Annotated in this window: 21 protein-coding genes; 4 read left to right on the forward strand and 17 right to left on the reverse strand. The window is 47.0% G+C overall.

Features of this window, described 5'->3' with window-relative positions; genetic code table 11:
- Positions 1–5: 5 nt before the first annotated feature.
- Genes pilM through PHF32_02850 form a run of 6 tightly spaced genes read right to left on the reverse strand, consistent with a single transcriptional unit; the run spans position 6 to position 5,802 of the window.
- Positions 6–1,076: a type IV pilus assembly protein PilM gene (gene pilM / locus PHF32_02825; GenBank protein MDD4559665.1), complete on the reverse strand. Its 1,071-nt coding sequence runs from the start codon at positions 1,074–1,076 to the stop codon at positions 6–8.
- A 38-nt stretch (positions 1,077–1,114) separates the two neighbouring features.
- Positions 1,115–3,067 carry a hypothetical protein gene (locus PHF32_02830; protein ID MDD4559666.1) on the reverse strand — a complete coding sequence of 651 codons (1,953 nt, stop codon included), beginning with the start codon at positions 3,065–3,067 and terminating at the stop codon, positions 1,115–1,117.
- A gap of 39 nt (positions 3,068–3,106) precedes the next feature.
- Positions 3,107–3,805, reverse strand: a complete 699-nt coding sequence (locus PHF32_02835; GenBank protein MDD4559667.1) for a prepilin-type N-terminal cleavage/methylation domain-containing protein — start codon at positions 3,803–3,805, stop codon at positions 3,107–3,109.
- A gap of 6 nt (positions 3,806–3,811) precedes the next feature.
- Entirely contained in the window at positions 3,812–4,276 is a 465-nt protein-coding gene (locus tag PHF32_02840; protein ID MDD4559668.1) for a prepilin-type N-terminal cleavage/methylation domain-containing protein, read from the reverse strand.
- Positions 4,277–4,290: 14 nt separating this feature from the next.
- Positions 4,291–5,346 carry a type IV pilus twitching motility protein PilT gene (locus tag PHF32_02845; GenBank protein ID MDD4559669.1) on the reverse strand — a complete coding sequence of 352 codons (1,056 nt, stop codon included), beginning with the start codon at positions 5,344–5,346 and terminating at the stop codon, positions 4,291–4,293.
- 18 nt (positions 5,347–5,364) lie between these two features.
- Entirely contained in the window at positions 5,365–5,802 is a 438-nt protein-coding gene (locus tag PHF32_02850; protein MDD4559670.1) for a prepilin-type N-terminal cleavage/methylation domain-containing protein, read from the reverse strand.
- Between the two features lie 748 nt (positions 5,803–6,550).
- Here PHF32_02850 and PHF32_02855 point away from each other — a divergent pair.
- The gene (locus PHF32_02855) at positions 6,551–8,599 is read left to right on the forward strand and encodes a peptidyl-prolyl cis-trans isomerase (GenBank protein MDD4559671.1); all 2,049 of its coding nucleotides are present in this window, start codon (positions 6,551–6,553) and stop codon (positions 8,597–8,599) included.
- A gap of 500 nt (positions 8,600–9,099) precedes the next feature.
- On the opposite strand, the gene PHF32_02860 is transcribed toward PHF32_02855, so the two are convergent.
- The 10 genes from PHF32_02860 to PHF32_02905 form a co-directional block, all read right to left on the reverse strand.
- The gene (locus tag PHF32_02860; GenBank protein MDD4559672.1) at positions 9,100–9,798 is read right to left on the reverse strand and encodes an SH3 domain-containing protein; all 699 of its coding nucleotides are present in this window, start codon (positions 9,796–9,798) and stop codon (positions 9,100–9,102) included.
- On the reverse strand, positions 9,795–11,549 hold the full coding sequence (locus PHF32_02865; protein ID MDD4559673.1) for a BatD family protein: 1,755 nt from the start codon (positions 11,547–11,549) through the stop codon (positions 9,795–9,797). The genes PHF32_02860 and PHF32_02865 overlap by 4 nt, the downstream gene beginning before the upstream one ends.
- Positions 11,550–11,551: 2 nt before the next feature.
- Positions 11,552–12,130, reverse strand: a complete 579-nt coding sequence (locus PHF32_02870; GenBank protein ID MDD4559674.1) for a tetratricopeptide repeat protein — start codon at positions 12,128–12,130, stop codon at positions 11,552–11,554.
- On the reverse strand, positions 12,127–13,107 hold the full coding sequence (locus tag PHF32_02875; GenBank protein MDD4559675.1) for a VWA domain-containing protein: 981 nt from the start codon (positions 13,105–13,107) through the stop codon (positions 12,127–12,129). Before PHF32_02875 ends, PHF32_02870 begins: the two co-directional genes overlap by 4 nt.
- 4 nt (positions 13,108–13,111) lie before the next feature.
- On the reverse strand, positions 13,112–14,107 hold the full coding sequence (locus PHF32_02880) for a VWA domain-containing protein (protein MDD4559676.1): 996 nt from the start codon (positions 14,105–14,107) through the stop codon (positions 13,112–13,114).
- Positions 14,100–14,978 (reverse strand): hypothetical protein, encoded by an 879-nt coding sequence (locus tag PHF32_02885; protein MDD4559677.1) that lies wholly within the window; start codon positions 14,976–14,978, stop codon positions 14,100–14,102. Before PHF32_02885 ends, PHF32_02880 begins: the two co-directional genes overlap by 8 nt.
- Positions 14,975–15,865, reverse strand: coding sequence for a DUF58 domain-containing protein (locus PHF32_02890; GenBank protein MDD4559678.1), 891 nt, complete (start codon positions 15,863–15,865; stop codon positions 14,975–14,977). The genes PHF32_02885 and PHF32_02890 overlap by 4 nt, the downstream gene beginning before the upstream one ends.
- A gap of 21 nt (positions 15,866–15,886) precedes the next feature.
- Positions 15,887–16,873 (reverse strand): MoxR family ATPase, encoded by a 987-nt coding sequence (locus PHF32_02895; GenBank protein ID MDD4559679.1) that lies wholly within the window; start codon positions 16,871–16,873, stop codon positions 15,887–15,889.
- Positions 16,874–16,974: 101 nt separating this feature from the next.
- Positions 16,975–17,172, reverse strand: a complete 198-nt coding sequence (gene rpmB, locus PHF32_02900) for a 50S ribosomal protein L28 (GenBank protein MDD4559680.1) — start codon at positions 17,170–17,172, stop codon at positions 16,975–16,977.
- 69 nt (positions 17,173–17,241) lie between these two features.
- Positions 17,242–18,357: an ATP-binding protein gene (locus tag PHF32_02905; GenBank protein MDD4559681.1), complete on the reverse strand. Its 1,116-nt coding sequence runs from the start codon at positions 18,355–18,357 to the stop codon at positions 17,242–17,244.
- Between the two features lie 483 nt (positions 18,358–18,840).
- Here PHF32_02905 and PHF32_02910 point away from each other — a divergent pair, with 483 nt between their 5' ends.
- On the forward strand, positions 18,841–19,128 hold the full coding sequence (locus PHF32_02910; GenBank protein ID MDD4559682.1) for a hypothetical protein: 288 nt from the start codon (positions 18,841–18,843) through the stop codon (positions 19,126–19,128).
- Positions 19,129–19,228: 100 nt separating this feature from the next.
- On the opposite strand, the gene PHF32_02915 is transcribed toward PHF32_02910, so the two are convergent.
- Positions 19,229–19,378, reverse strand: a complete 150-nt coding sequence (locus PHF32_02915) for a hypothetical protein (GenBank protein ID MDD4559683.1) — start codon at positions 19,376–19,378, stop codon at positions 19,229–19,231.
- A gap of 315 nt (positions 19,379–19,693) precedes the next feature.
- Here PHF32_02915 and PHF32_02920 point away from each other — a divergent pair, with 315 nt between their 5' ends.
- Positions 19,694–20,533, forward strand: coding sequence for a polysaccharide deacetylase family protein (locus PHF32_02920; protein ID MDD4559684.1), 840 nt, complete (start codon positions 19,694–19,696; stop codon positions 20,531–20,533).
- Entirely contained in the window at positions 20,514–21,179 is a 666-nt protein-coding gene (locus PHF32_02925) for a class I SAM-dependent methyltransferase (protein ID MDD4559685.1), read from the forward strand. The genes PHF32_02920 and PHF32_02925 overlap by 20 nt, the downstream gene beginning before the upstream one ends.
- Positions 21,180–21,365 lie beyond the last annotated feature (186 nt).

Raw genomic sequence — 21,365 nt, forward strand, 5'->3', positions numbered from 1 at the left:
TCCCCTTACTCCATCCTCATTGCCAAGCCGATGGCAAGGGCAAGTTGCGGATCCTTTTTATCTTGGAATTTTTCCGGCATTTCCACGTTTGTGAAGGGTATAAACACTTCTGTAGGAACGTTCACTTTATCCTGCAGATATTCCGGTAAACCTTTCAATTTGGCGCTTCCACCGGTAATCAGGATCTTGCGAAAATCGCTGTTCCCTGCTTCCTTTACATAGAAGCGCAAGGAACGGCGTAGTTCTTCGGCAATGGCTTCTTCAGTGGGTTTTTCCGAAATATCCAGCATGCTGATGGTCTGTACAGCAGGATTATTCGGATCATCCAGCAGGCCGTGAGCAAATTTGTATTCCTCGGCTTCAGCCCATTCCATCTGACGCTTGCGCATGATATCCTGTGTGAAGTTGAAACCACCATAAGGAATATCGCGGGCAAAGAGTTTGGCTTCAGGGCCCCAAATGACCATGTTTGTTCTGTGAGCTCCTACATTCAGCAACACATACACGCCTTCTTCTACAAAGGCATTCATAATGAAGCTGTTTGCTACCGCCAGGGAATCAATATCCACAATATGCGGATTCAAGCCGGCAGTGGACAATATCCCGGTATGCTCATTCAGAACTTCTTTGGAAGTAGCAGACAGCAAGATATTCATGTTGTTTGTCTTTTCTTCCACAGAGAGCACCTGATAATCTAGAACCATGTCGGATCCGCTGATTGGAATATGCTTTTTTGCTTCGAAGAACAGGGCGGATTCCAATTCTTCATCCGGTAAGAAGATGGTCTTAATCTGCTTGATACTGGTATTATCGCCACCTATCGATGAAACCAGGTGCTTAATGGACTTTGGAGATATCTTCAGAGTCTTCATCATTTCCACGATCACGGGGGCAAAACGCTCCGGCCGAAGATCGCTCAATGTGTACTCTACTCCCTGAGGTACGGTTGGGCGCACCTCATAGTTCAAGAGTTTGAAGCCATCATGAAGCTTCTTGAGGTGTACGATTTTCACGCTGTGGGTACCGATATCGATCCCCACAGACTCTTTGAATCGAACTGCTTTGTTCTTCTTCATATTTCCTCTTTATACCACATACATTATATATCTATCAGTTAAAAGTAACGGTCGAATCTTTGCTTATCGGGAATTATCACACGCCATGATCCGTGTTCCACGGGTTTCTTTCCACCGGTCAGTTGAGCTTCCGGATAGTAAATTGGTTGAGTGTTCAGAAAGCGGTAATCGAAGTGATAATTCTTATACTTGTAACCTACTCCGCTTCCCGCAGCACCAGGATAGTTACGGGGTAGCAAAACCAATCCAGATATCACAGGATCCACATAAGGAACGGGAGGTGTAGCAGGCCCACCGCACTTATCCATCGGAATATCCCAGATGCCATCATTTGAAGGATACTCAGTATCATTTCCGCTGCGGTGCACAAAACCGCGTCTGCGTTGAGCTATTGCGCCAAATAGATTGATAGTACCTCTTTCCAGATACGGTTGCGCTTCCGGCCACAGCGGATTGTACCAAGGATAATCCAGACGTGGTTCATTAGCATTGAAAGGAGGGCCTATAGGCCAGGGATCAGATGATGTGGGCGGAAAACGATAACGATGCAAATCTATATTTTCGAACAATACCAATTCTTCGCCAACTTGTAGTTTTACTGCTGGTGTTGACCCATGGGGATGCTGATACTCAAAAGTAAACACCCCATGGTTGAAATTGGGTTCAGCTGCATCAGTGGCCCCTCCGTCTCCCAATGCGCACAAAGCCGCATAGATATAAATCCCTTCACCGGGACCCCCGCTACCGTCCGCTCCCATATTGGGATGATGCCGTACCATATCAGTTGGATCTTTATAACCGTATTTTATCAGGATCGATTTCTCGGAAACCAAGCCAACAAAATCCCTGGGATTTGAAAGAGGAGATTGACCCGGAGAAGTGGCTTTCAGTAAGATATCTCCGATAAGATAGATATTCTGCGATGCACCCCAGGTCTGGTTGCCAGAAAATGTTCCCTCTATCCAGAGAATACCGTCCACCCAGATGCCTTTGTTTGACAAACCGCTTCTTGAGATTGGCATCCAAAGTGTATCAGATACAGCATAACGGTTCATAAATAATGAGTCACCACTAGCTGGAGGATAAGACTCCCACACAATGGCACTTTCCGGGTAGGCTTCTAACACGGTCCCCTTCATACCATTCGCAGATTCCTGATCTACTCTTAGCATATATATTCTTTTTTGGGGGTCACCACCGTCAAATCTGATTCGAGCATTCGTCTTGAGAGTAGTAGCTTCTGTGGGGAATACGTAGCTATCATACTCCTCGATCAATCCGCCTTGGAATACATCTTCCTCGGGATAATCTCCGCTAAAACTCACTATATGCCCTGTGGTAGTTACCAGGTTCAAGAACGTTGGCCAACCGCCATTGTTTCCGCCACCACCATTTTTGATCTGGATATCGGAATTACTATGCACTTTACCTTCAATAACGTCCGGTCCCCAGAAATAAACATTCTTGCCTGCGGGGGAAGTGTCTTGATCGGTAAAATACATGAATTCTGCAAACGAAGATTGATTCAATGTAAGGGACGATCCCAGCACTACTCTGGTGCTGTTGGTGTCAAAATTGTTGAATGAACTGCCTACGGCTGTGCTTACCATAGTATTCAATCTGAACACATCCATGTCATCCGTGCCCACCGTTCCGGTACTGGAGCCGATGAGAGTGTTTTCTCTGGTCTTTTCCACAAAGCTACGCAGCTTGAAAGAGCGTACGAGCCTTCCGGAAGAGACACTGATTCTGCGTTCCGGGAGAACAAAAACTTCGTTCAGAGTAAGCGGATTGCTTACCAGAAAGTTCTGTCCCCGATACGCGTCGCTGCGCAGCAGATGTTTTGCCTGCACATTTTCGAACTCATAGGTATAGTTCCGAAAATCGCGCAAAACCAAGCTGGACATTGAAAGCCCGGAGACCATTCCGATCACAGCCATGAGCATTACAATGGAAAGATTTCCATTCTCTTTTCTTAGTATGCTTAGCATATTATGTTACCTCAGGCTTAGTTATCAGTTTATTCATAATCAATCTGTTACATACTTCTTGGCAATGTAAGTTTCGTAAACAACCGTCTCATACTCACGGTCGCGAGGTAAGGGAGCATCGCGAAGCAGCATGCGTGCTTCAATTACGACCCTCACAATGGGGACTTCACGTTTATCGCTGGTAGGAGTGTAATAAGCGCCGGCGAGATTGGGCTTGTTGGCGTCATATATTTCAAAACGAGTAACTTCGATATTATCGACATCGGCTTCTTTGGGAAAGATATACAGGGGAACGGAGACTTGTGTTCCATTATAAGAATACTGGGCTCGTATAGCACCTTCGCGCAGATAATACTCCAAGTAATCATTTCTTTGCTGTGCCGTGCTTATTGGGGGAGTAATCCTTAACGTGGTACCATATCCGTAGGTAGTGTTCACGTTCGATATCTGAATCTTTCTAGCGGTAGATATGCCCCAGTATTCAGTGGAAGTAGGATTATATTCCAACAAGGTTATCAGGTTTTCATTCTTTGCCGGCATCAAGAGCCCGTGCCGCAACAAGTGCATACATTCCATTACACCTTGCTGCAAATCAATGTTCTTTTTGATACGGCTATAAGACCTGAAAAACGTTACGATTCCAATTGCAGAAACCATAATCAGCACCGTTGAGATAATTATTACTACGATCAGCTCAATCAGAGTGCTTCCCTTTTCATTTTTTATCATTTTCATCATTTTCGGTTACCGTGGGTAATGGTCTTCCTGCAATTCTACCTTATGCTTGTCTTTCTTTGTGGGAAAAGTCCATTCCAGAGTCGCAGTTACTCTGACAAATGGGAAGAGATCGTTGCCATAATGTTCACTCATCTCTCTTGCTTTCACACTAAGCAATCCCATCAGCTTCTCATCATTATCCAAAGTACATATCTCAACTTCTCTTCTTACAACTTCAAGAATACGCATTTGGGTTTGATTCAGGTTGTAGCGGTTGTAGACGTATTGGCGATCCAATTCTCCAGATACAATGTTGGTAGCGGCGCGGTACTGATGATTCCGTTCGGCCTGCCGTTCAGCATACATGATGCCAATATAGGCAGTGAGTATCAGAACCGCCAGTACAGCAGCGCTTACCAATACTTCAAGCAGAGTGACCCCCCGCTCATTCATGAGCAGGCAGGTTTTGTCTTTTAAACAGCGGGGTGTCATCCTAAGCCATCCCTTTAGAAACCGGCACCCGTGGCAAAGAGTTTGGGATTTTCCGCCACTTCTTCGGCCACTGTACGTTCCACGTAGTTGTTCATTACCAGATTGTAAAGAGATTGATCTCTGGTTTGCATACCTTCCTTGGTAGAGGCTTGAATGATGGAGGGTATCTGGTAGGTCTTTTCTTCGCGAATCAGGTTTCTCACGGCGGCGTTAGCCAGCATAATTTCCACTGCGGGCACGCGGCCTTTGCCGTCTTTTGTGGGTAACAGGGTTTGTGAGATCACTGCTTCCAGAGATTCCGAAAGCATGGAGCGCACTTGTTGCTGTTGCTCCTTGGGGAACATATCGATGATACGGTCTATGGATTTGGTGCAGCTTCCGGTATGCAGCGTGGCAAAAACCAAGTGACCGGTTTCTGCAGCTGTCAACGCAAGTGACACAGTCTCCAGATCGCGCATTTCACCTACCAGGATTACGTCCGGGTCTTCACGTAAGGCACTGCGAAGCGCCGCGGTGAAGCTCCAAGTATCGTGGCCCAACTCACGTTGGTTGATCAGGCTGTTTTTGCTGCGATGTACGAATTCGATGGGGTCTTCCACTGTAATAATATGGCAGTATCTACTGTCGTTGATACTGTCGATCATTGTAGCTAAAGTGGTAGATTTGCCGCTTCCGGTGGGCCCAGTAACCAGTATAAGTCCCTTTTCCTTTTTTGTAAGGCGTTTGAGAATCTCGGGTAGGCGTAGCTCATCGTAACTCTTGATTTCGTTTGGAATCACGCGGAAAGCAGCAGAAATACCGTTTATCTGATGGAATGCATTTACACGGAAGCGAACATCGTTTGAAAGCTTTGTGGAAAAGTCGATTTCCAGATTCTTTCTAAACATCTCCTGTTGCACTTCGTTCATCACTCCATCTACGAGATTCTCAACATCTTCCAAATTTAGGACCGGAAGGTTGAGTTTTTTCATTCTACCGTTGACTCGCACCATGGGGTGCGAGCCTACGGCAACATGAAGGTCAGACGCTCCCGCCTCGGCGGTGAAGCGTAATAGTTCATGAATTGTCAAAGTACCGTCCTCCCTTGATTAGTCGGCTTCCATTCCTCCGGACTCAGGGTTTGTCCAGGTATCGATTCCATAGCCGTGGAATTGAGCTTCCACTACGTCGTAAATCACTTGTTTGCCTTCACCACCAGCGAAGTCCTGTAAGGATGTTGCGACATACTGACGGGGCGGATTACCAGTTACTTCAAACTTCCAGTTCTTCAGAGTGGATACACCAATGTTGGCATCTTTGAGAGCTTCATCAATGGAGTAGCCATCGGTGGAACCAGTGGTTTGCAGATGAATATCGAAGGCCTTGCGGAGTGTTGATATTGCAGTCTGTGCTTCTGTGCTGCGGGATTTTTCAACATAACGCAAGTAACGCGGAACGGCGATAGCAGCCAAGATGGCAACTATGATAACCACCACCAACACTTCGATAAGGGTAAAACCCTTTTGGTTTTTCAGGTTTCTGAGCATTTTTGTATCCTCCTAGGGGATCGTTTTATTTCTTGCCAATCTATATATGCACGATGCGTGCCAAAAATCAGTGAAAAGAAACTCATCAGTGCATCAGAACAAGGCGTAAATTCACTTTTTCCCAATTCATTATATTTGTCAATCTCTATTTATCCGTATCGTTTCCCTTCCATTGATTTGGTGGTGATCTGTAGCAATTCGTGAACAAATTCTTCAGGGTCTAGGGGACTATCCACATTAACCCAAATAATGCCCTAAGTTCAAAATACCTATGCTTTCTGTCTCTGTTAATATAAGAAATGGGGTGACCTGGACTTCGGGCAATACATAGAATCCACCCCCGATATTGAACTCTATTTAATATATAACATTTAGGTATACAATAAGATACATAAGACCAAATGAACCCCAATCGCATTATCCAAGATAAATGGTCAGTGCTTCGTCTTGATATGAAGCAGATATCATCGGGTGATCATCGAGTGGTCACTGCTTGATAACGGCTTGATATCTGTTTCAGCACTGCTTGAAATAATGAGAATGAATGGCAAGCGAGCATTCAACCGACAAAGACATAGCCGCAACAGAATTTATTGTGCAGTGAAAACCCATGCATGCAGGTAATAAGAATCAAATGCTCTGCATTTTTGTACCGATAAAACTATAAACAAAAGGCTTGACGCATTTTGTGACTTTGAGTTTGTGTCATTATTCAAACATAATTACTGATAAAAATGAAGGAGCCAGAATGTCATCATCCTTACAGAAACTACTATTATGCAGCCTGACATTACTACTATCCGCAATGCTAGGCGCGGTTGAGATCAGTCCCACAGCAGTTACCAATTCCAATTTGTTGGACGACCGCGATATCCTTGCTGAATATGACGGTGGCCAAATACTACGCGCAGATATCATGGCTAGGATAGAAAAAATCCCTGCTGTACACCGTGGTCGTTTTCTCACAACGGATGGCCAGCTTCAAATCTTGGACATCATCAGTACCGAAGATGTTTTCTACAGGAAAGCTCTGGAAATGGGCATCGATAAGAGTCCGGAAGTGACCGAAAAGTTAGCTGAACTCCAGCGCAATTTTTACTTGCAGGAGTATTACAAACGCCACGTTACCGATCTGGTAGTACTCGATGAAGAAGATTATCAAGAGTTCTACAACGACAATCTCCAGCTCTTCTATCAAAGCCCCAATATCACCATCCACTACATTCAAACTGCTACAGAAGAAGATGCAATCGCCGCTATCGCCGAGCTGAATGCCGGCGCATCTTTTGCCCAAGTATCGGATAAATACAATCAAAACACTTACGCCAAGGGACTGAAAGGCGTGATAAAACACATCACCCTCAATGGCAACATCCCTGGCGTGGGGAACGATCAGGCCCTGGAAGATGCTATTGCCGAAAGCACCGTAGATTCCCTGAAGATCAACGGCCCCATCCAAACCGATATGGGTTGGCATCTGTTTCGCACAGTGAACCGCATTCCCGGTCGTCAAAGAGAACTCAGCGAAGTAAGAACCGAAGTGGAACAGCGCCTACGTCCTAAAAAAGAAAGAGAAGTCCTGGAAAGCCTGCGCGCCCAATTGAAGGAAAAATACCATGTCTCCATCGATACCACCTTGGTGAATCGCATCGACCTGACTGAATTGGCCAAAAACGACGAGATTAAAGACCTGATAGCAGTGAGTTCACCCCACAACGACATCAGAGATATCAGAGTAAAAGAATTCTTGGCGGATTATTCCAAGCGCAGTCCTCAAGAACAGCTTTATTACGCCCGCGGTGGCGGTCCCATGGCCTTGATGGAACAAAACCTGATCCAGGAACTATTTGTAATAGATGGAAAAGCCCTCGGTTACGAACGCTATTTCGAAAATAACGAAAATTACCTGATGCTGCGTCGCAACACTATCTTGCGCCGAGCTTTTGAAATCCTGGTATTGGAAACCATAGAGGTTAGCAATGAAGAAATAGCCGAACGCTACGAACTGGACAAAGAAGAATACTCCATGCCTGCTCATCGCTCTATCCAAGTGCTCTTCTTTGAAGATAATAAAACTGCAAAGAAAGCCTGGAGCAAGTTCAATAAAGCGCTCAAGAAAAATAATGAAAAAGACATCGAAAAGATCATCAGCAAATACTCTACAAAACCCCAGAAATCCATCTACGAAAACCAATATGACAACGGTATCGTAACAGGATTGGTGCAGGATGCGGATTTCTCGAAACGCATTTGGGACAATCCCGTAGGCTACCTGTCACCCGTATTCACCACCGCCAATGGCGACATCGTGTTCTTCCGCACTTTGTCCGAGACGCCAAAGAGCTATCGCCCCGCAGTAGAAGTGGAGCCCCGCATCTTGAAGGCCATCAAGCAGGAAAAGGAAAGAGAGACACAGGAACGTGTAAAAGAAGAACTCTTTGTGCAGTACAACATGAGGAAATACCCAGAGAGAGTGAAACTGACACTTACTGCGGATGAGCTTTTCGAATATGCCGATAATGCCGCCAGAAACCGCAACTTCAAGGATGCCACAGTGTTCTTTGATCAGATCATCAAGACTTACAACAACGGTGTAGATGATTATAAAGCCTTCTTTATGAAAGCTTTCCTCACTTCCGAAGAGATCAAGGATACGGATGAAGCCCTGAAGCTTTTCCGTGAGTTCCTCACTCGCTATCCGGAAGGGGAGTTACATGAATCTGCCCGCTTTATGATCGACAGTCTGGAAGGAAATCTGGATGGCTTTGAAGATTTCGAAAACCTTGAAGATGAATAAGTAATCACCAACTAAATAAAGGTGGAGTCTCCGGATTCCACTTTTTTTTGTTCTGCTATGTATTGCCTGATACCAGGGAAGATTAGTTGAACGCAGCTTATACAGATCGAACAGATATACGCTGATTATCACATTATGATACGTTGAATCCTCGCTTGAGTGGATTGCAGGAATCCATGTTGGATTGCCTAAGAAGCCCGGAGTGCGAAACAGATATCAGCGAGGGTACGGAGCGAAGCCGAGCTACCCGCAGCGCATGGAGGCGTATCGTAGCATTCCGATGCTACGCTTTTTTCTTGGTGCGAAGCTAAGCGGAGCTACCGGCAATGCCTGGAGGATAAAGTGCCTTGCCCATTGTCGAACTGACCTCTTTCTACGAGCTCTTTGACCTACATGTTATCCATCGCAGCAATCCTGTCGTTGTAATCCTAGTCGGCTGTATAACTGGTTACAACTGTTCGTGAATATTGCCGACTTGAGCTCCAAACTACCATCAGGACTTATTTTACTCGTGCGATAGCCTTTTCTTCAATCCAGCCTGTTTGACCATTGGGCAGGATCACAAAAGTCCATTCCCCTTCACTTTGTTTAAGCTTTAGAATGATCCCTTCATGGATTTGCGCCACACGGGGGGAATCTGACCGCGCTTCAGTCCTAAGGTCTGCTCTACTCTCGATAAGAACCGCCTGTACATTGTGCGCTCGGCGATAAGCTTTGAAACCCGTGAATCCCACTGAGAGGAGCATCAATACCAGCAGAATTCCCAATACCAGGCTTGGCAATCCCTTTTCCCGTTCAGGGTCATAATTCACATACCAAACAAAGCCAAGAGCGCACAAAATCAGTAGTACCAGACACAGTATCGCCATTCGGTTCAGATTCATAAAGTCATAAGTTTGCAATGCCACTCTTAGCAGAAAGGGTCTTTGAGGGTACAGCTCGTGATCCTGAGAGAGATTGATGGTATAGTTCAAATTTTCTTGGGCTGCTTTATGTGCAGAATTCAGGTGTAGAGCTTTCAAGAAATACAGCGTAGCCATACCACTTTGACCGGTTTGCCAATAGCTTACGCCAAGATTGTAGTATAGATCAGGGTTTTGAATACCTTTACTCTCCAGCTCTTTCATTCTATCGAATTCATTGGCTGCCGACAGGCTGACCAAGCCGACCAGTATCAGCGCTATGCATAGTCTTTTCATCCTCTGCCTCCGTTGCGGCAAAATCCGGCAACAATATGCTTCAAGAGCTCCAGATCCTGCATTATCTCCGCAGGATCTGCTTCCTGGGGCGAAAAACGGTGCCACTGGCAACTCTCAATGAAGCGCCGGGTACTATCCAAGAGCTCTTCGGAAACATTCATCTTTTCCAGGTAAACAAGCTTCTCCGCTGTGGACAAGCCCATCCCTATGCCGAGTTTATCGCTGAGATAACGCATAAAACCGTTTTCCGCCAGGATGTAGAATTCCTTGCTGCCCTTTGCTGCTGCAGCTTGAGCGGTTTGTAGATATTTCTTTAATGCTTTATCTGCCATCATCCGGGCATAACTCTGTGGATCACGTTGCCGTTTGATGCGATGAAAGCTGAAATACAGAACCGCACCAAAGCCCAAAAGGATCGCCGCTACTATCAGCCAATACCAGCTCTTTTGCAGTATATTCGGATAATCGGGATATTCCGAGCGTGAAAGCATGGGACGCAGAGTCATCTGTTTACTATTATCCAGCAATCCGGAGAAATAGCTGATCACATTGGCGCTTTTCACTTTTATCTCGTGACTTTTGCTGCTGTAGCTGCGATATACTCCCGCATCCGGATCGAACCAGGAGAAAGTGAGCGAAGGCATGGTGTATATGCCTTTTTCGGCTGGTATAATGGTATAATACAGCACTCTGCTTCCTTCAATACCAGCATTTAGTTTATCCACAGCCATCGGACTGGACACCTGAGCCTCACTCTTTGGAAAAGCAGGATTGCCAAATTGATTGTAGTTCCCTTTCCCAGCGATGCGTAAACTGAAGGTAATAGCTTCGCCCAAGCTGATTTCCTTATCACTGATGGTATCGCTTAGTTCAAATGTCCCTACTGCTCCGCTAAAGCTTTGGGGTACACCATCTTTGGGCAGAGGTAATACTTCCAGCCAGGCATCCTGAGAGCGCAGAGGTTGATTCATATAGCCGAATTCATAGATTCTGGCGCTTCCCGCCAGCTCTGGAGCTCTCAACTCCCCGGTTTGATTGGGAGAGAGTACTAGTCGCTTGATCAAGGCCCTTTGAAAGCGCTTCCCTTCATGAGTAACCACTTCATAATCCAGCATGTTTGGTTGTTCATACACGCTTTTGCCATAGCCTGGGAAATCCTGCTCATCATCGAGATTGAAAGAGCGCACCATCTGATCGGTATAAAGATAGTAGGATATTACGGTAGGCTCGCCTTTATAAACCTTTTGGTGACGAGGTAGTGCCAGTAGAGTGGTTGTGCCAGTCATCCTGCTTGCAGACCATGGAAAATCCGGATCAATGATTCCCGAAGCGCCAGGAGAAGCAGGATTGCTCTGGGATCTGGAAGTGGTGGATTTGACTACCGTAACGTTGATGGCTTTGGTGGTGTAAACTTTGTTGTCCACCCTTACACTTTGTGCGGGGATTGTGCTGCTGCCTACTCCTAATGGGACATATATATATGTATATAAGCGCTCATGAACGCGCTCAACCTTGAAGTTTATAACGCTGCTGCTGGCACGGGTGGAGCTGGTCATATTCACAAAGCTGAAGTTATCGATCTTTGGCGCTTGCGGTTCAGATGCATTGAATGCCTTGTCACTCTTGATGCGAATAGTATACTCCAAGCGGTCTGAGCTCTCGATAGTAGTCTTATTTACCGATGCCGTAACGCTAAGAGCAGAAAGCAGCAAAGGCATCATAAGAAGTAGTAGCACGATCGTAGGTTTCATCTTTACCACCAATAATCGGTTTGGGGTGCTCCCTGTTTACTCTGTTGTTTTCGTTCCCGGGCTTCCAGAAAATCCAAAGCATCCAGAATATTGCGTACTTCTTCTTCATTTCTTTGGTCTTCATCCTCTTTGGGTTCTGGCGGAGGGGAAGCTTGGTTTTCATCCAGCTTGGTCAAGGCGAGTTCCAGGTTTTCCCGGGCATCATCATCCTCGGGATTCATTAGCAGAGCCTTCTCATATTCTTCCACGGCAGTTTTGTAGTCCTCTTTCATATATGCGATATTGCCTCTGTCGTAATGCAAGTCAGCTTTATCCTCCGATTTTTGCAAGGCTTGCTCAGCAGCCTCGGAAGCGCCGTCATATTCACCTTGCTTATAAAGCGATTTGGCCAGATTGGCGGCTCCTTCTTCCTCTTCGGCCAGCCCGTCGAAGACTTTTGCCGCCTTGTCAAAACGCTCTTGCCGATACAGCCATTCTCCCAGGCTGTTGTACACAGAGTGCTTGCGCAGGAGCAAATCCAAACCCGGAATCAACAGGGCGAGAGCCAGTAACAGCAATAGAACCCCGCGCTTGCGCTTCATAGCTTTAGATCCCTTATCTGTTTTCTATACGGCAGTATCATGCTTTCCAAAGCGATTATCAACAGCGCGGCAATCACAAATATGTGATACTGCTCTTTATACATAGATACCCGGTGACTGCTGATATGCTCTTTCTCGCTTTGGTATATGCGAGACAGCAGCAGTTGGATTTCGGATGCGGATGGCGTGATGTGGTAAAACTCTCCCCCGCTCACTCGGGCAATACGTTGCAAAGTCTCGGTATCCAGCTTGCTGACGTGTTCTGCTCCGGTGTAGGGATTGATGATCACCGCTCCCGCTTCAGAGCCTACTCCCATGCTGTAGATCCGCACTCCGTCGCTGGCAAGGTCACGAGCTTTGGAGATAGTATTGCCAGTGATATCCTCCCCGTCTGAGATCAAGATCAATACTCCGCCTCCGGCACCTGCATTGAAAGCTGATCTGGCTAGATCCAGCGCTCTGCCGATATCCGTTCCCGGTCGTGCTGCAGAATCCGTGCTGAGGCTGCTTAATACCATTTTTACTGCCTCGTGGTCATCCGTGAGCGGGCATTCCACAGTAGCTGACCCCGCAAAGGAGATAATGCCCAAGCGATCTGAATCCAATTGATCACAAAAAGCTGATACCTGCAGTATGGAGCGGGTGAGCCTGTCGGGGCTGATGTCTGTAGCTTCCATGCTGCGCGATATATCAATGGCAAAGATGATGTCCATGCCCATATTACTCATTTCCTGCTCGGAAAAGTCCCATTGCGGACGCGCCAGCGCCACGATTATCAGGCTGAAAGCCGCTAGCAGAAGAAACAGCTTCAACCCATTGTAGAACGGAGAGCGTTTTGCCAGATATACGTCCAGAAAGTCCTGATGGGCATAATGCCGGAACTTACTCTCATAGGCTTTCTTCATCCGCAGAATCAGCCATATGAACAGCGGAACGAGCAACAGCAGATAAAGGATGTGCACATTGTGGATATTCATCGCACTACTCCGGCAGAACCGGGATTATCCAGCTTTTCAAGACTATCTCAAGACCCAGCAGCAACAGGGCAATCCACAACATAATGCCGAATCTATCGTCCCACCTATAGTTTAGTTTGCTGCTCAAATCGCTCTTTTCCAAAGTGTCCAGTTCCTGCATGATCTTGCGCAGTTCACCGGCATCAGTGGCCTTTGAAGCCTGCTTGGTCCCGGTGATCGTGGCTATCCTGTCCAAGCTCTCCATATCGAGCTCGATCAATGTGGGAATATTGCGATTTCCAAAGAAGGGATCGGCATACGGAAATGGCACCATTCCACCACTGCCCACTCCGATGGGATACACTTTGATGCCCAATGCAGCCGCCATCTTCGCAGCTGAGATGGGGTCTATCTCTCCGGTATTGCTCACTCCGTCCGTGATCAGGATCACTATGCGTGATTTTGCCTGGCTGTCTTTCAATCGCGCCACAGCCTTAGCAAGCCCCATTCCCACTGCTGTTCCGGAAGCCTCCATATTTACCTGCAAATGATCCAAAGCACTCATCACGGCAGCGTGGTCATAGGTTAATGGACTGGCAGTGATGGCATATTCGGAAAAAGCGACCAGTGAAAAACGGTCATTAGGCCGTCCGGACACAAAGTCTTTGGCTACCTTTACCGCTGCTCCCAACCTGTTTTGCGGCAAAAAGTCCAATGCCAGCATCGAACCGCTCACGTCCAGGGCTATCACGATGTCCACGCCCTGCTTCTGAAACAAGCGTGAATTACTCCCCCACTGCGGTCGGGCCAGAGCAAGGATCAAAAAGAGCAGGATAAGAGAACGCAGCACCGGATACAGCAGGGCTCCCATCCCCCTATTACCCTTGATCTGCAGAAGAATATTCAACCTACTGGCGGGTAAGGACAGCTTGGATGGCTTACGCAAGACCAATTCCAGATACAGATATGCTGGAATCATTATCAGGAAAAGAAGATACAGGGGCTGAGCAAATCTAAACATCCGCTTTTGTCTCTCCGGCCATTAGCAGGCTGCGCAAAGCAGCAGTCTGGCTGATGACCTCTTCGATCTCCACCTGCGCTTTGGCAAACTTCACCATATCGCAATAATGCAAGATATTCAGATACTGCCGTTTTGGTGCAAAGCTTATTGCACTCAGGCTCTCAGCAATCTCCGAGTTGGTCATCTGAGTAGCCCCAAACCCCAGCTTTTCCTCCAGATACTCCCGCACTATCATGGACAATCGAAAGTGATAGCCAAGAGAATCCCGATACATCAAGCCGCTTTGCTCCAATTCTTCCAGGGCATTCAATGCTTTCAGATGCGGTGGTACAGGCTCGATGGGAATGGGTTTCTGCACCGGAGAGGGAGCTTTCTTCTTTTCTTTCTTGAACGCAATCAGCAGCAACCATACAGCCAAAACCACAGCGGCAAACAGAAACACGAGATACAAGTAAAAGGGGAACTGCAGGGGATATCGCCGCAATGGCTTCAGATCCCGCAACAAAGTATCCGCTTCTGCCCGGCTGCGTAGCACAAACACTCTGAACGCATCGGTTTCTGCCTTCGGCCCCAGGAGTCCTGCCCGTTTCAGCTTCAGTTTGGGAAAGCTAAGGGTTCCGGTCCTCAAAGGTACAATGTTCAAACGGGCAACGCTGCCTGTGCCCAATCGCTCAATCTTTTGTTCCAATACTCTGAATTCCGTGAGAGTATCCGGTATTTCTATGGCTTCTAGGGGAAAATCGGTTTCAATCCTCAACTCAAACGGCGTGCCCACTTTCAGACTGTCCACTCCCGAAAGCATCTGCTTCAACTGTGCATTCAGCGAACATACCGCCAGGATCAACAAAAGAGATAGTCCATATCTTCTCACTTCATCCTCCGTTTGTTCCTTAGAGCAAAGAACTGCCTTAGCACTTTCACATAGGAATCGCCGTTTTTGAACAGCAGATGATCACAGCCCATCTTCTTCAGGCTCGCCGCCAGTTTCTCCTGCTCCAGATTCACTCGCGCTTTGTATGCTTCCCGCAGTTTGCGATCCGAGCTATTGATGTATGCCACTCTCCCGCTTTCAGGGTCTTGTAACCGCAGAATGCCCGCATTCGGGAGTTCCAATTCGCTATTGTCCAGGATCTGCATCGCCACCAAGTCATGCTTTTTGGCCAGGATGCCCATCGCTTTCTCGTAACCGCCATCCAAAAAGTCCGAGAGCAGAAATACTATCGCGCGTTTATTCAGTATCTTGGCGGCATAGCGGCACGCTCCCTCCAGGGACGTACCCTTACCTGAAGGCTCATAATACAGAATCTCCCTGATAATCTCCAGGGCTCTGTTGCGCCCTTTTCGCGGTGGCAGATACCGTTCCAGCACATCGGAATACAGGATTAGTGAACAGCGGTCGCCATTCGCCACTGCAGAAAACGCTAATGTGGCCACGATCTCCGCGATACGCTCCTTTTTCAGCGCGTAGGATGTACCCAGAAACTGCGAAGCCGAGATATCCACCAAAAACACTACATTCAGTTCGCGGGTTTCCCGGTATTTCTTTATATATGGCAATCCCAGCCGGGCCGATACGTTCCAGTCTATATCCCGGTAATTGTCTCCGGGCTGATATTCGCGTACTTCACTGAATTCCAGCCCTTGTCCCCGAAAACTGGAATGATACTCACCGCTGAAGATTTCGTTTACCATGTTTTTGGTTTGGATCTCCAGGCGGCGTATTTTCTTGATCAGATCGGCAGTGCTTACCAGATGCACATCTATCTCCAAATGCTATCTTTATGGTACTTCGATTTCATCCAGAATGCGGCTGATGATCTCCTCACTTTTGATTTCTTCGGCCTCAGCCTCATAAGAAAGCACTATTCTATGGCGCAACACGTCCTTGCCGATGGTTTTGATGTCGTCCGGGATCACGTAGGCGCGTCCTTCCATATAGGCATGAGCCTTTGCTGCCCGCGCCAGATTGATGCTGGCTCTGGGACTTACGCCGTAGCTGATCAGGGGGCCAAGATTGCTCAAGCGCGGATAACGCTCCGGATGCCGGGTAGCCATCACCAAATGCAGGATATAGTCGTTCAGCTTATCCTCCATAAACACCATGTGCATCACTTCCCGCATCTTCAATATTTGAGCGGGATTCAGAACGGGGCGAATATCCACCGGCTTCGGATCCACCATCAGTTGCATTATCCTACGCTCTTCTTCCATGGAGGGATAGCGGATGATCAGCTTCATCATAAAGCGATCCACCTGAGCTTCCGGCAAAGGATAAGTGCCTTCCTGTTCTATGGGATTCTGGGTTGCCATCACAAAGAATGGCGTAGGTAGACATTCACTGTGGTCGCCCAAGGTCACTTGCCGCTCCTGCATGGCTTCCAGTAAGGCGGATTGCACTTTCGACGGTGCGCGGTTGATCTCGTCTGCTAGGATAAAATTGGCAAAGATCGGCCCCTTTTTGGGACTGAACTCTGCAGTTTTCTGATTGAAGATCAAGGTGCCGGTGATGTCTGCCGGCAATAAATCTGGAGTGAACTGAATCCGGGCAAAGCTGGCGTCCAGGCTGCTGGCCAAACTGCTCACGATCAGGGTTTTAGCCAATCCCGGAACTCCTTCGATCAATACATGCCCATCCGCCAGTATCGCAATCAACAAGCGACTGATGATGGCATCCTGGCCAATCACCGCTTTCGCGATCTCCTGCCGTACGTCTCTCAGAGCCAAAGAACTCTCTTCCACTTTCTCGCGAATCTCTTCGATCAACACATAACCCCCATATAGGTTAAAAAGGTGAATATCAAAAAAGGGAATCCGGATTCACCGCAATTCCCGATTATAAAAAGCTCTTATGCGCGTTAAGAAGTATCTTATCTGGATACGGCTTTACGGACTTTATTTGCTTTAAGGCAAGAGCTACAGACTTTTACACGCTTGGTACCGCCATCGATAGTGGCGCGGACTTCGTGCAAGTTCGGAAAGAAACGACGCTTAGTAGCGTTCACCGCGTGTGAGCGATGATTACCAACCTGAGCTGTCTTTCCGCAGACATCGCATATCTTTGACATGATAAACCGTCCCTTAAATTTTCGTTTAGAGCACCAAAATATTTCAGCCCCTATTTTTGACAAGCCTTTTTATTTGATGCTCTGTGGAATCCTGATATCAAAGCGGCTACCCCCTTGCTCCAGGGGGATGTATTCCAAGCGGCCGCGGTGTTCCTGAACCAGCTTGCGACAGATGGGCAAACCCAATCCGGTTCCATACTGCTTTCCTTCGGATACAAAAGGCTCAAATATCTTGTCCCGTATCGCTGGTGGCACTCCGGGACCATTGTCCATCACACTGATCTGCAGCCAACCCGAAGCCAAAGAGGCAGTTAGCTTTATCTCGCCATCGGTGGTCATCGCTTCACTGGAATTCTTGATCAGATTCATCAATACGCGGCGGATCTTGTTCTCGTCAAAATGAACATAATCCTTCACTTTGTTTTCGGTAACAAAGCTGATATTGCGTCCCTTCAAAGTGGTGTCGTTGATCTCTTTCAAGTCGTCGAAGAAATCGCTGAGATTCACCTTTTGGATCAGAGGGCTGCTTTCCACTCCCCGGGCAAAATCCAGGATCTCGCGAACCAATTGATCTATCAGGCGGGTCTGCTTTACAATGCTTTGGGTAAATTCATTGCTGCCGGGAAAGAGATTCTCGATCAGTTGTGCGGTAAGCACAATCACCGTGAGCGGCGTTTTCAGATCGTGTATGATCTTGCTGGCAGCCATGCCTATGGCCATCAGCCTGTTTTTACTGATCATTTCATCCATCAGGCTGGCAAAACGCTCGTTTGTATCCCTCAAACGTCCCGAAAGAGTCTGCATCAGATTAAACATTATCTCTGGATATTTAAAAGAGATACGCAGGAAAAGGTCTCTGGGGATTACAAGCAGTTCCACATCCTCCATAGCAACCACTGTGGCACTGCGAGTCTCATCGTTGATGATGCCCATCTCCCCGAAAAATTCGCCCGACTCCAAAGTGGTAAGATCAGCAGAAGGAGTTTCGATATTTTTCAAACCCTTGCTGATCTTCACTTTCCCCTTGCAGATAAAAAATAAAGTGTCCGCAGAATCGTTCTCTGTGATTATCTGAGCGCCCTTGGCATACTTCACCCGCTCCAATTCCGAAGAAAACTCGCTGATCTGGGCTTCGGTCAACCCTCTGAAGATTCCCACTTTATCACAATTGTCCTTATTCGTCATCCTTCCCCCTTTGGGTTATGGAAATTATTCGTTAATTGTATGTTCTTAACATCTCAGCATTTCTGTCAAGTTATTTCCCGCATTCCCCAGTTTGCTTGACCTGCTCGAGTCATGCGAATGGAGTTCATTTGACCTTATGTATATTGTATACCTATATGTTATATGGTCAAATGGACTTCAATGGCAGGAATGGAACTATGTATTGCCTGAAGTCCGAGCCACCCCATAACTTATTTTAACAGAGACAGATAGCATAGATGGCTTGAACTCCAGGGCATTACTAGTCCCCAGTATGCTTTGATAAATCCTTAGATGGCATTGGTTTAGACTAATCATCGATTACGAAGGGATCGCTGGCAGACGTGAATCAGAATGAATCCAAAACAGGGAATGCCATACATTTTAGTGGTTGAATAATCTAAAGCGATCTGGCTATTGGAATCAATGACATCTTCACAATAAAGAAGTATGGAATGTAATGAGATGAATAGCAGTTTTGAACAGTATTTGGGAGGCTTTATAAAGAAAGTGCTCTTGTTTTTGTTACTGGTGCTGTGCCTGGGATTGCTGGCCAAGATCTGGAATATCAATCCCCTTGGTAACCCATATCATCCTGAAGCGCTGGATCATCTTACAGCTCATCTGATTCAGGAATTGGCCTGGAATACGGTGCAGGGCTTCAGTATGAATTGCAGCGCAGCAGAACCTCATATCCCGGCGTTACAGCCTAAGGCTCGGGAGCAAGATCCGATCCTAAAGCGAGCGATCTGATACCGATTATCCTACCAGATATCTGCCCACTGCGCTATCATGCTGATGATCTTTCAATTCCATGCTCCCTGTTTCATCAATTTCATGTTATGGCTCCTTGTTACTCCATCTTGTTCAACATTCTACTAACATAGTAATCTGCATAAATCCCTTCGATCTGAGTATTCTGCGTGGTATTCATTCTCTTTACTTCATGCTGTGCCGAAGCAGATATAAAGGCGTTATAAAGCAGTAGCCACTCGATGATCACCCGATGATATCTGCTTTATATATAGATAAAGTGCAGGGGGGAATGTGAGTGTCTTATTAAAAAATCCAGATTGCAAATGTTTTTATCTGCTCTGTGCGCTACATTTCTAGTTAAATATCAGCCTAATTTGATTGGCATTTTCCAAAGAACCATTAGTATGCACAAGACAAAGAAGGCACGCCAATCCACAATTTGCTTGACACATATGCTGCCTGCTCAAAAATAAATAAATCGCTATATGAACGCATTGCAGGATTTTTCCTGTCTGCGTTCCGAGGATACTGCCATTATTGATAACCCGAGAAACGAAAGAATATGATTATAAAGCCGGCATTTTTCACGATTGACATCGAGGATTACTATCACATCATTGGCGTGAGAGGAACTCCTGATATCACCAGTTGGGACCAGTTACCCTCCAGAGTGGAGTATAGCCTGGATCGTCTACTGGATTTACTGGCAGAGCACAATGTAACAGCTAGCCTCTTCTTTCTGGGATACATCGCCAAAAGATACCCTCATCTGGTGAAAAAGGCCATGTCCCAAGGTCACGAAATTGCCTCTCACGGTATGTATCATACCGAAGTGTGCACACAGAGTCAAAGTGATTTCTTCGCAGAAGCTCTGCAATCCCGGATGCTCTTGGAAGACATCTGTGGGGAAGCCGTAATTGGCTATCGCGGTGCCGGTTTTTCCATAGACCATCGCAATCCCTGGTTCTTTGAATCCTTGTTGCAAGCAGGTTATCTGTACGATTCTTCGCTTGTGCCAAACCGCTTGCATCATCGCCTGATACCTGGAGTGCAGCTTTACCCCTCAAAGATTCAAACAAATTCCGGTAGTATCTGTGAATTTCCCATTGGCATGGCAGAGATGGCAGGGATGAAGCTAAATATGTTTGGCGGTGGTTATTTACGCTTTTTCCCGAAACCGCTATTAATCCACATGGCGCACCGCACTTTGATGAAACGGCCGCTGCTCGTCTATATCCATCCCCGTGAAATGGATCCCGATCACCCCAGAATAAGCATGAATCTGTATCGCTATTTCAAGAGCTATGTAAACATGAAATCCGTGCCCGGCAAATTGGAGGCACTACTGCAGATCACCGAATATCAACGCTTGAAGGACTACTATGAAACGCACAATAGTTGAGCCTGATCCCCAAAAAACCCGGACTTTCTTTGATGATTATGCTCCCGATTTCGATGCCATCTATGGCACGGTAAAAAGCCCCTGGCAGAGCGTGATCAACCGCTGTTTCAGGAAAAGCATGCGCTTGCGCTATGAACTGTGTATGCGCTATTGTATGCCCATCGAGGGTAAGAGCGTTTTGGACGTGGGTTGTGGACCCGGACATTACAGCATCGCCCTGGCAAAACGCGGAGCAGCTTCGGTATATGGCATCGATTTTGCCCCCCAAATGACGGAGCTGGCACGTACAAAAGCCGCCGAAGCCGGGCTGCAGGATGTGTGTAGATTTGAAACTGCGGATTTTTTTGAGCTGGAAGAAGGCCCCCTCTACGACTATGTGATACTGATGGGCTTCATGGACTATATGCCGGATGCACGGGCTGTAGTGGACAACGCTCTTTCCCTCACACGCAACGCTTGCTTCTTCAGCTTCCCGGTTGCCGGAGGCATTCTGGCCCTGCAGCGCAGATTACGCTATAAAAACCGTTGTCCATTATTTCTGTATAGTTACGAAGACATCCAAAAGCTATTCTCCCAAAGGCAGGGTTTTCACTACCGCATACGCAAGATCGAGCGAGACTTTTGGGTGCATGTAAGCCGGGCTTAAGCAAGTGAGCTAACCTCGCGTCTTCCAGGAGGGTTCGGGCTGATCTCTGTACCAAAAACAGAGACTGTTCACTTTGACCTGATCTATTTCCAATGAGTTAGCGCATGAGTTAGGTGAAAAAGTGGGCGAAACGACTAAAATATGCTTTCGAAACCGAATTGACAAGAAGGCCAGTATGCCATCTTT

The sequence above is a fragment of the Candidatus Cloacimonadota bacterium genome (genome assembly GCA_028706475.1).
In the GTDB taxonomy this organism is placed as follows: domain Bacteria; phylum Cloacimonadota; class Cloacimonadia; order Cloacimonadales; family Cloacimonadaceae; genus UBA5456.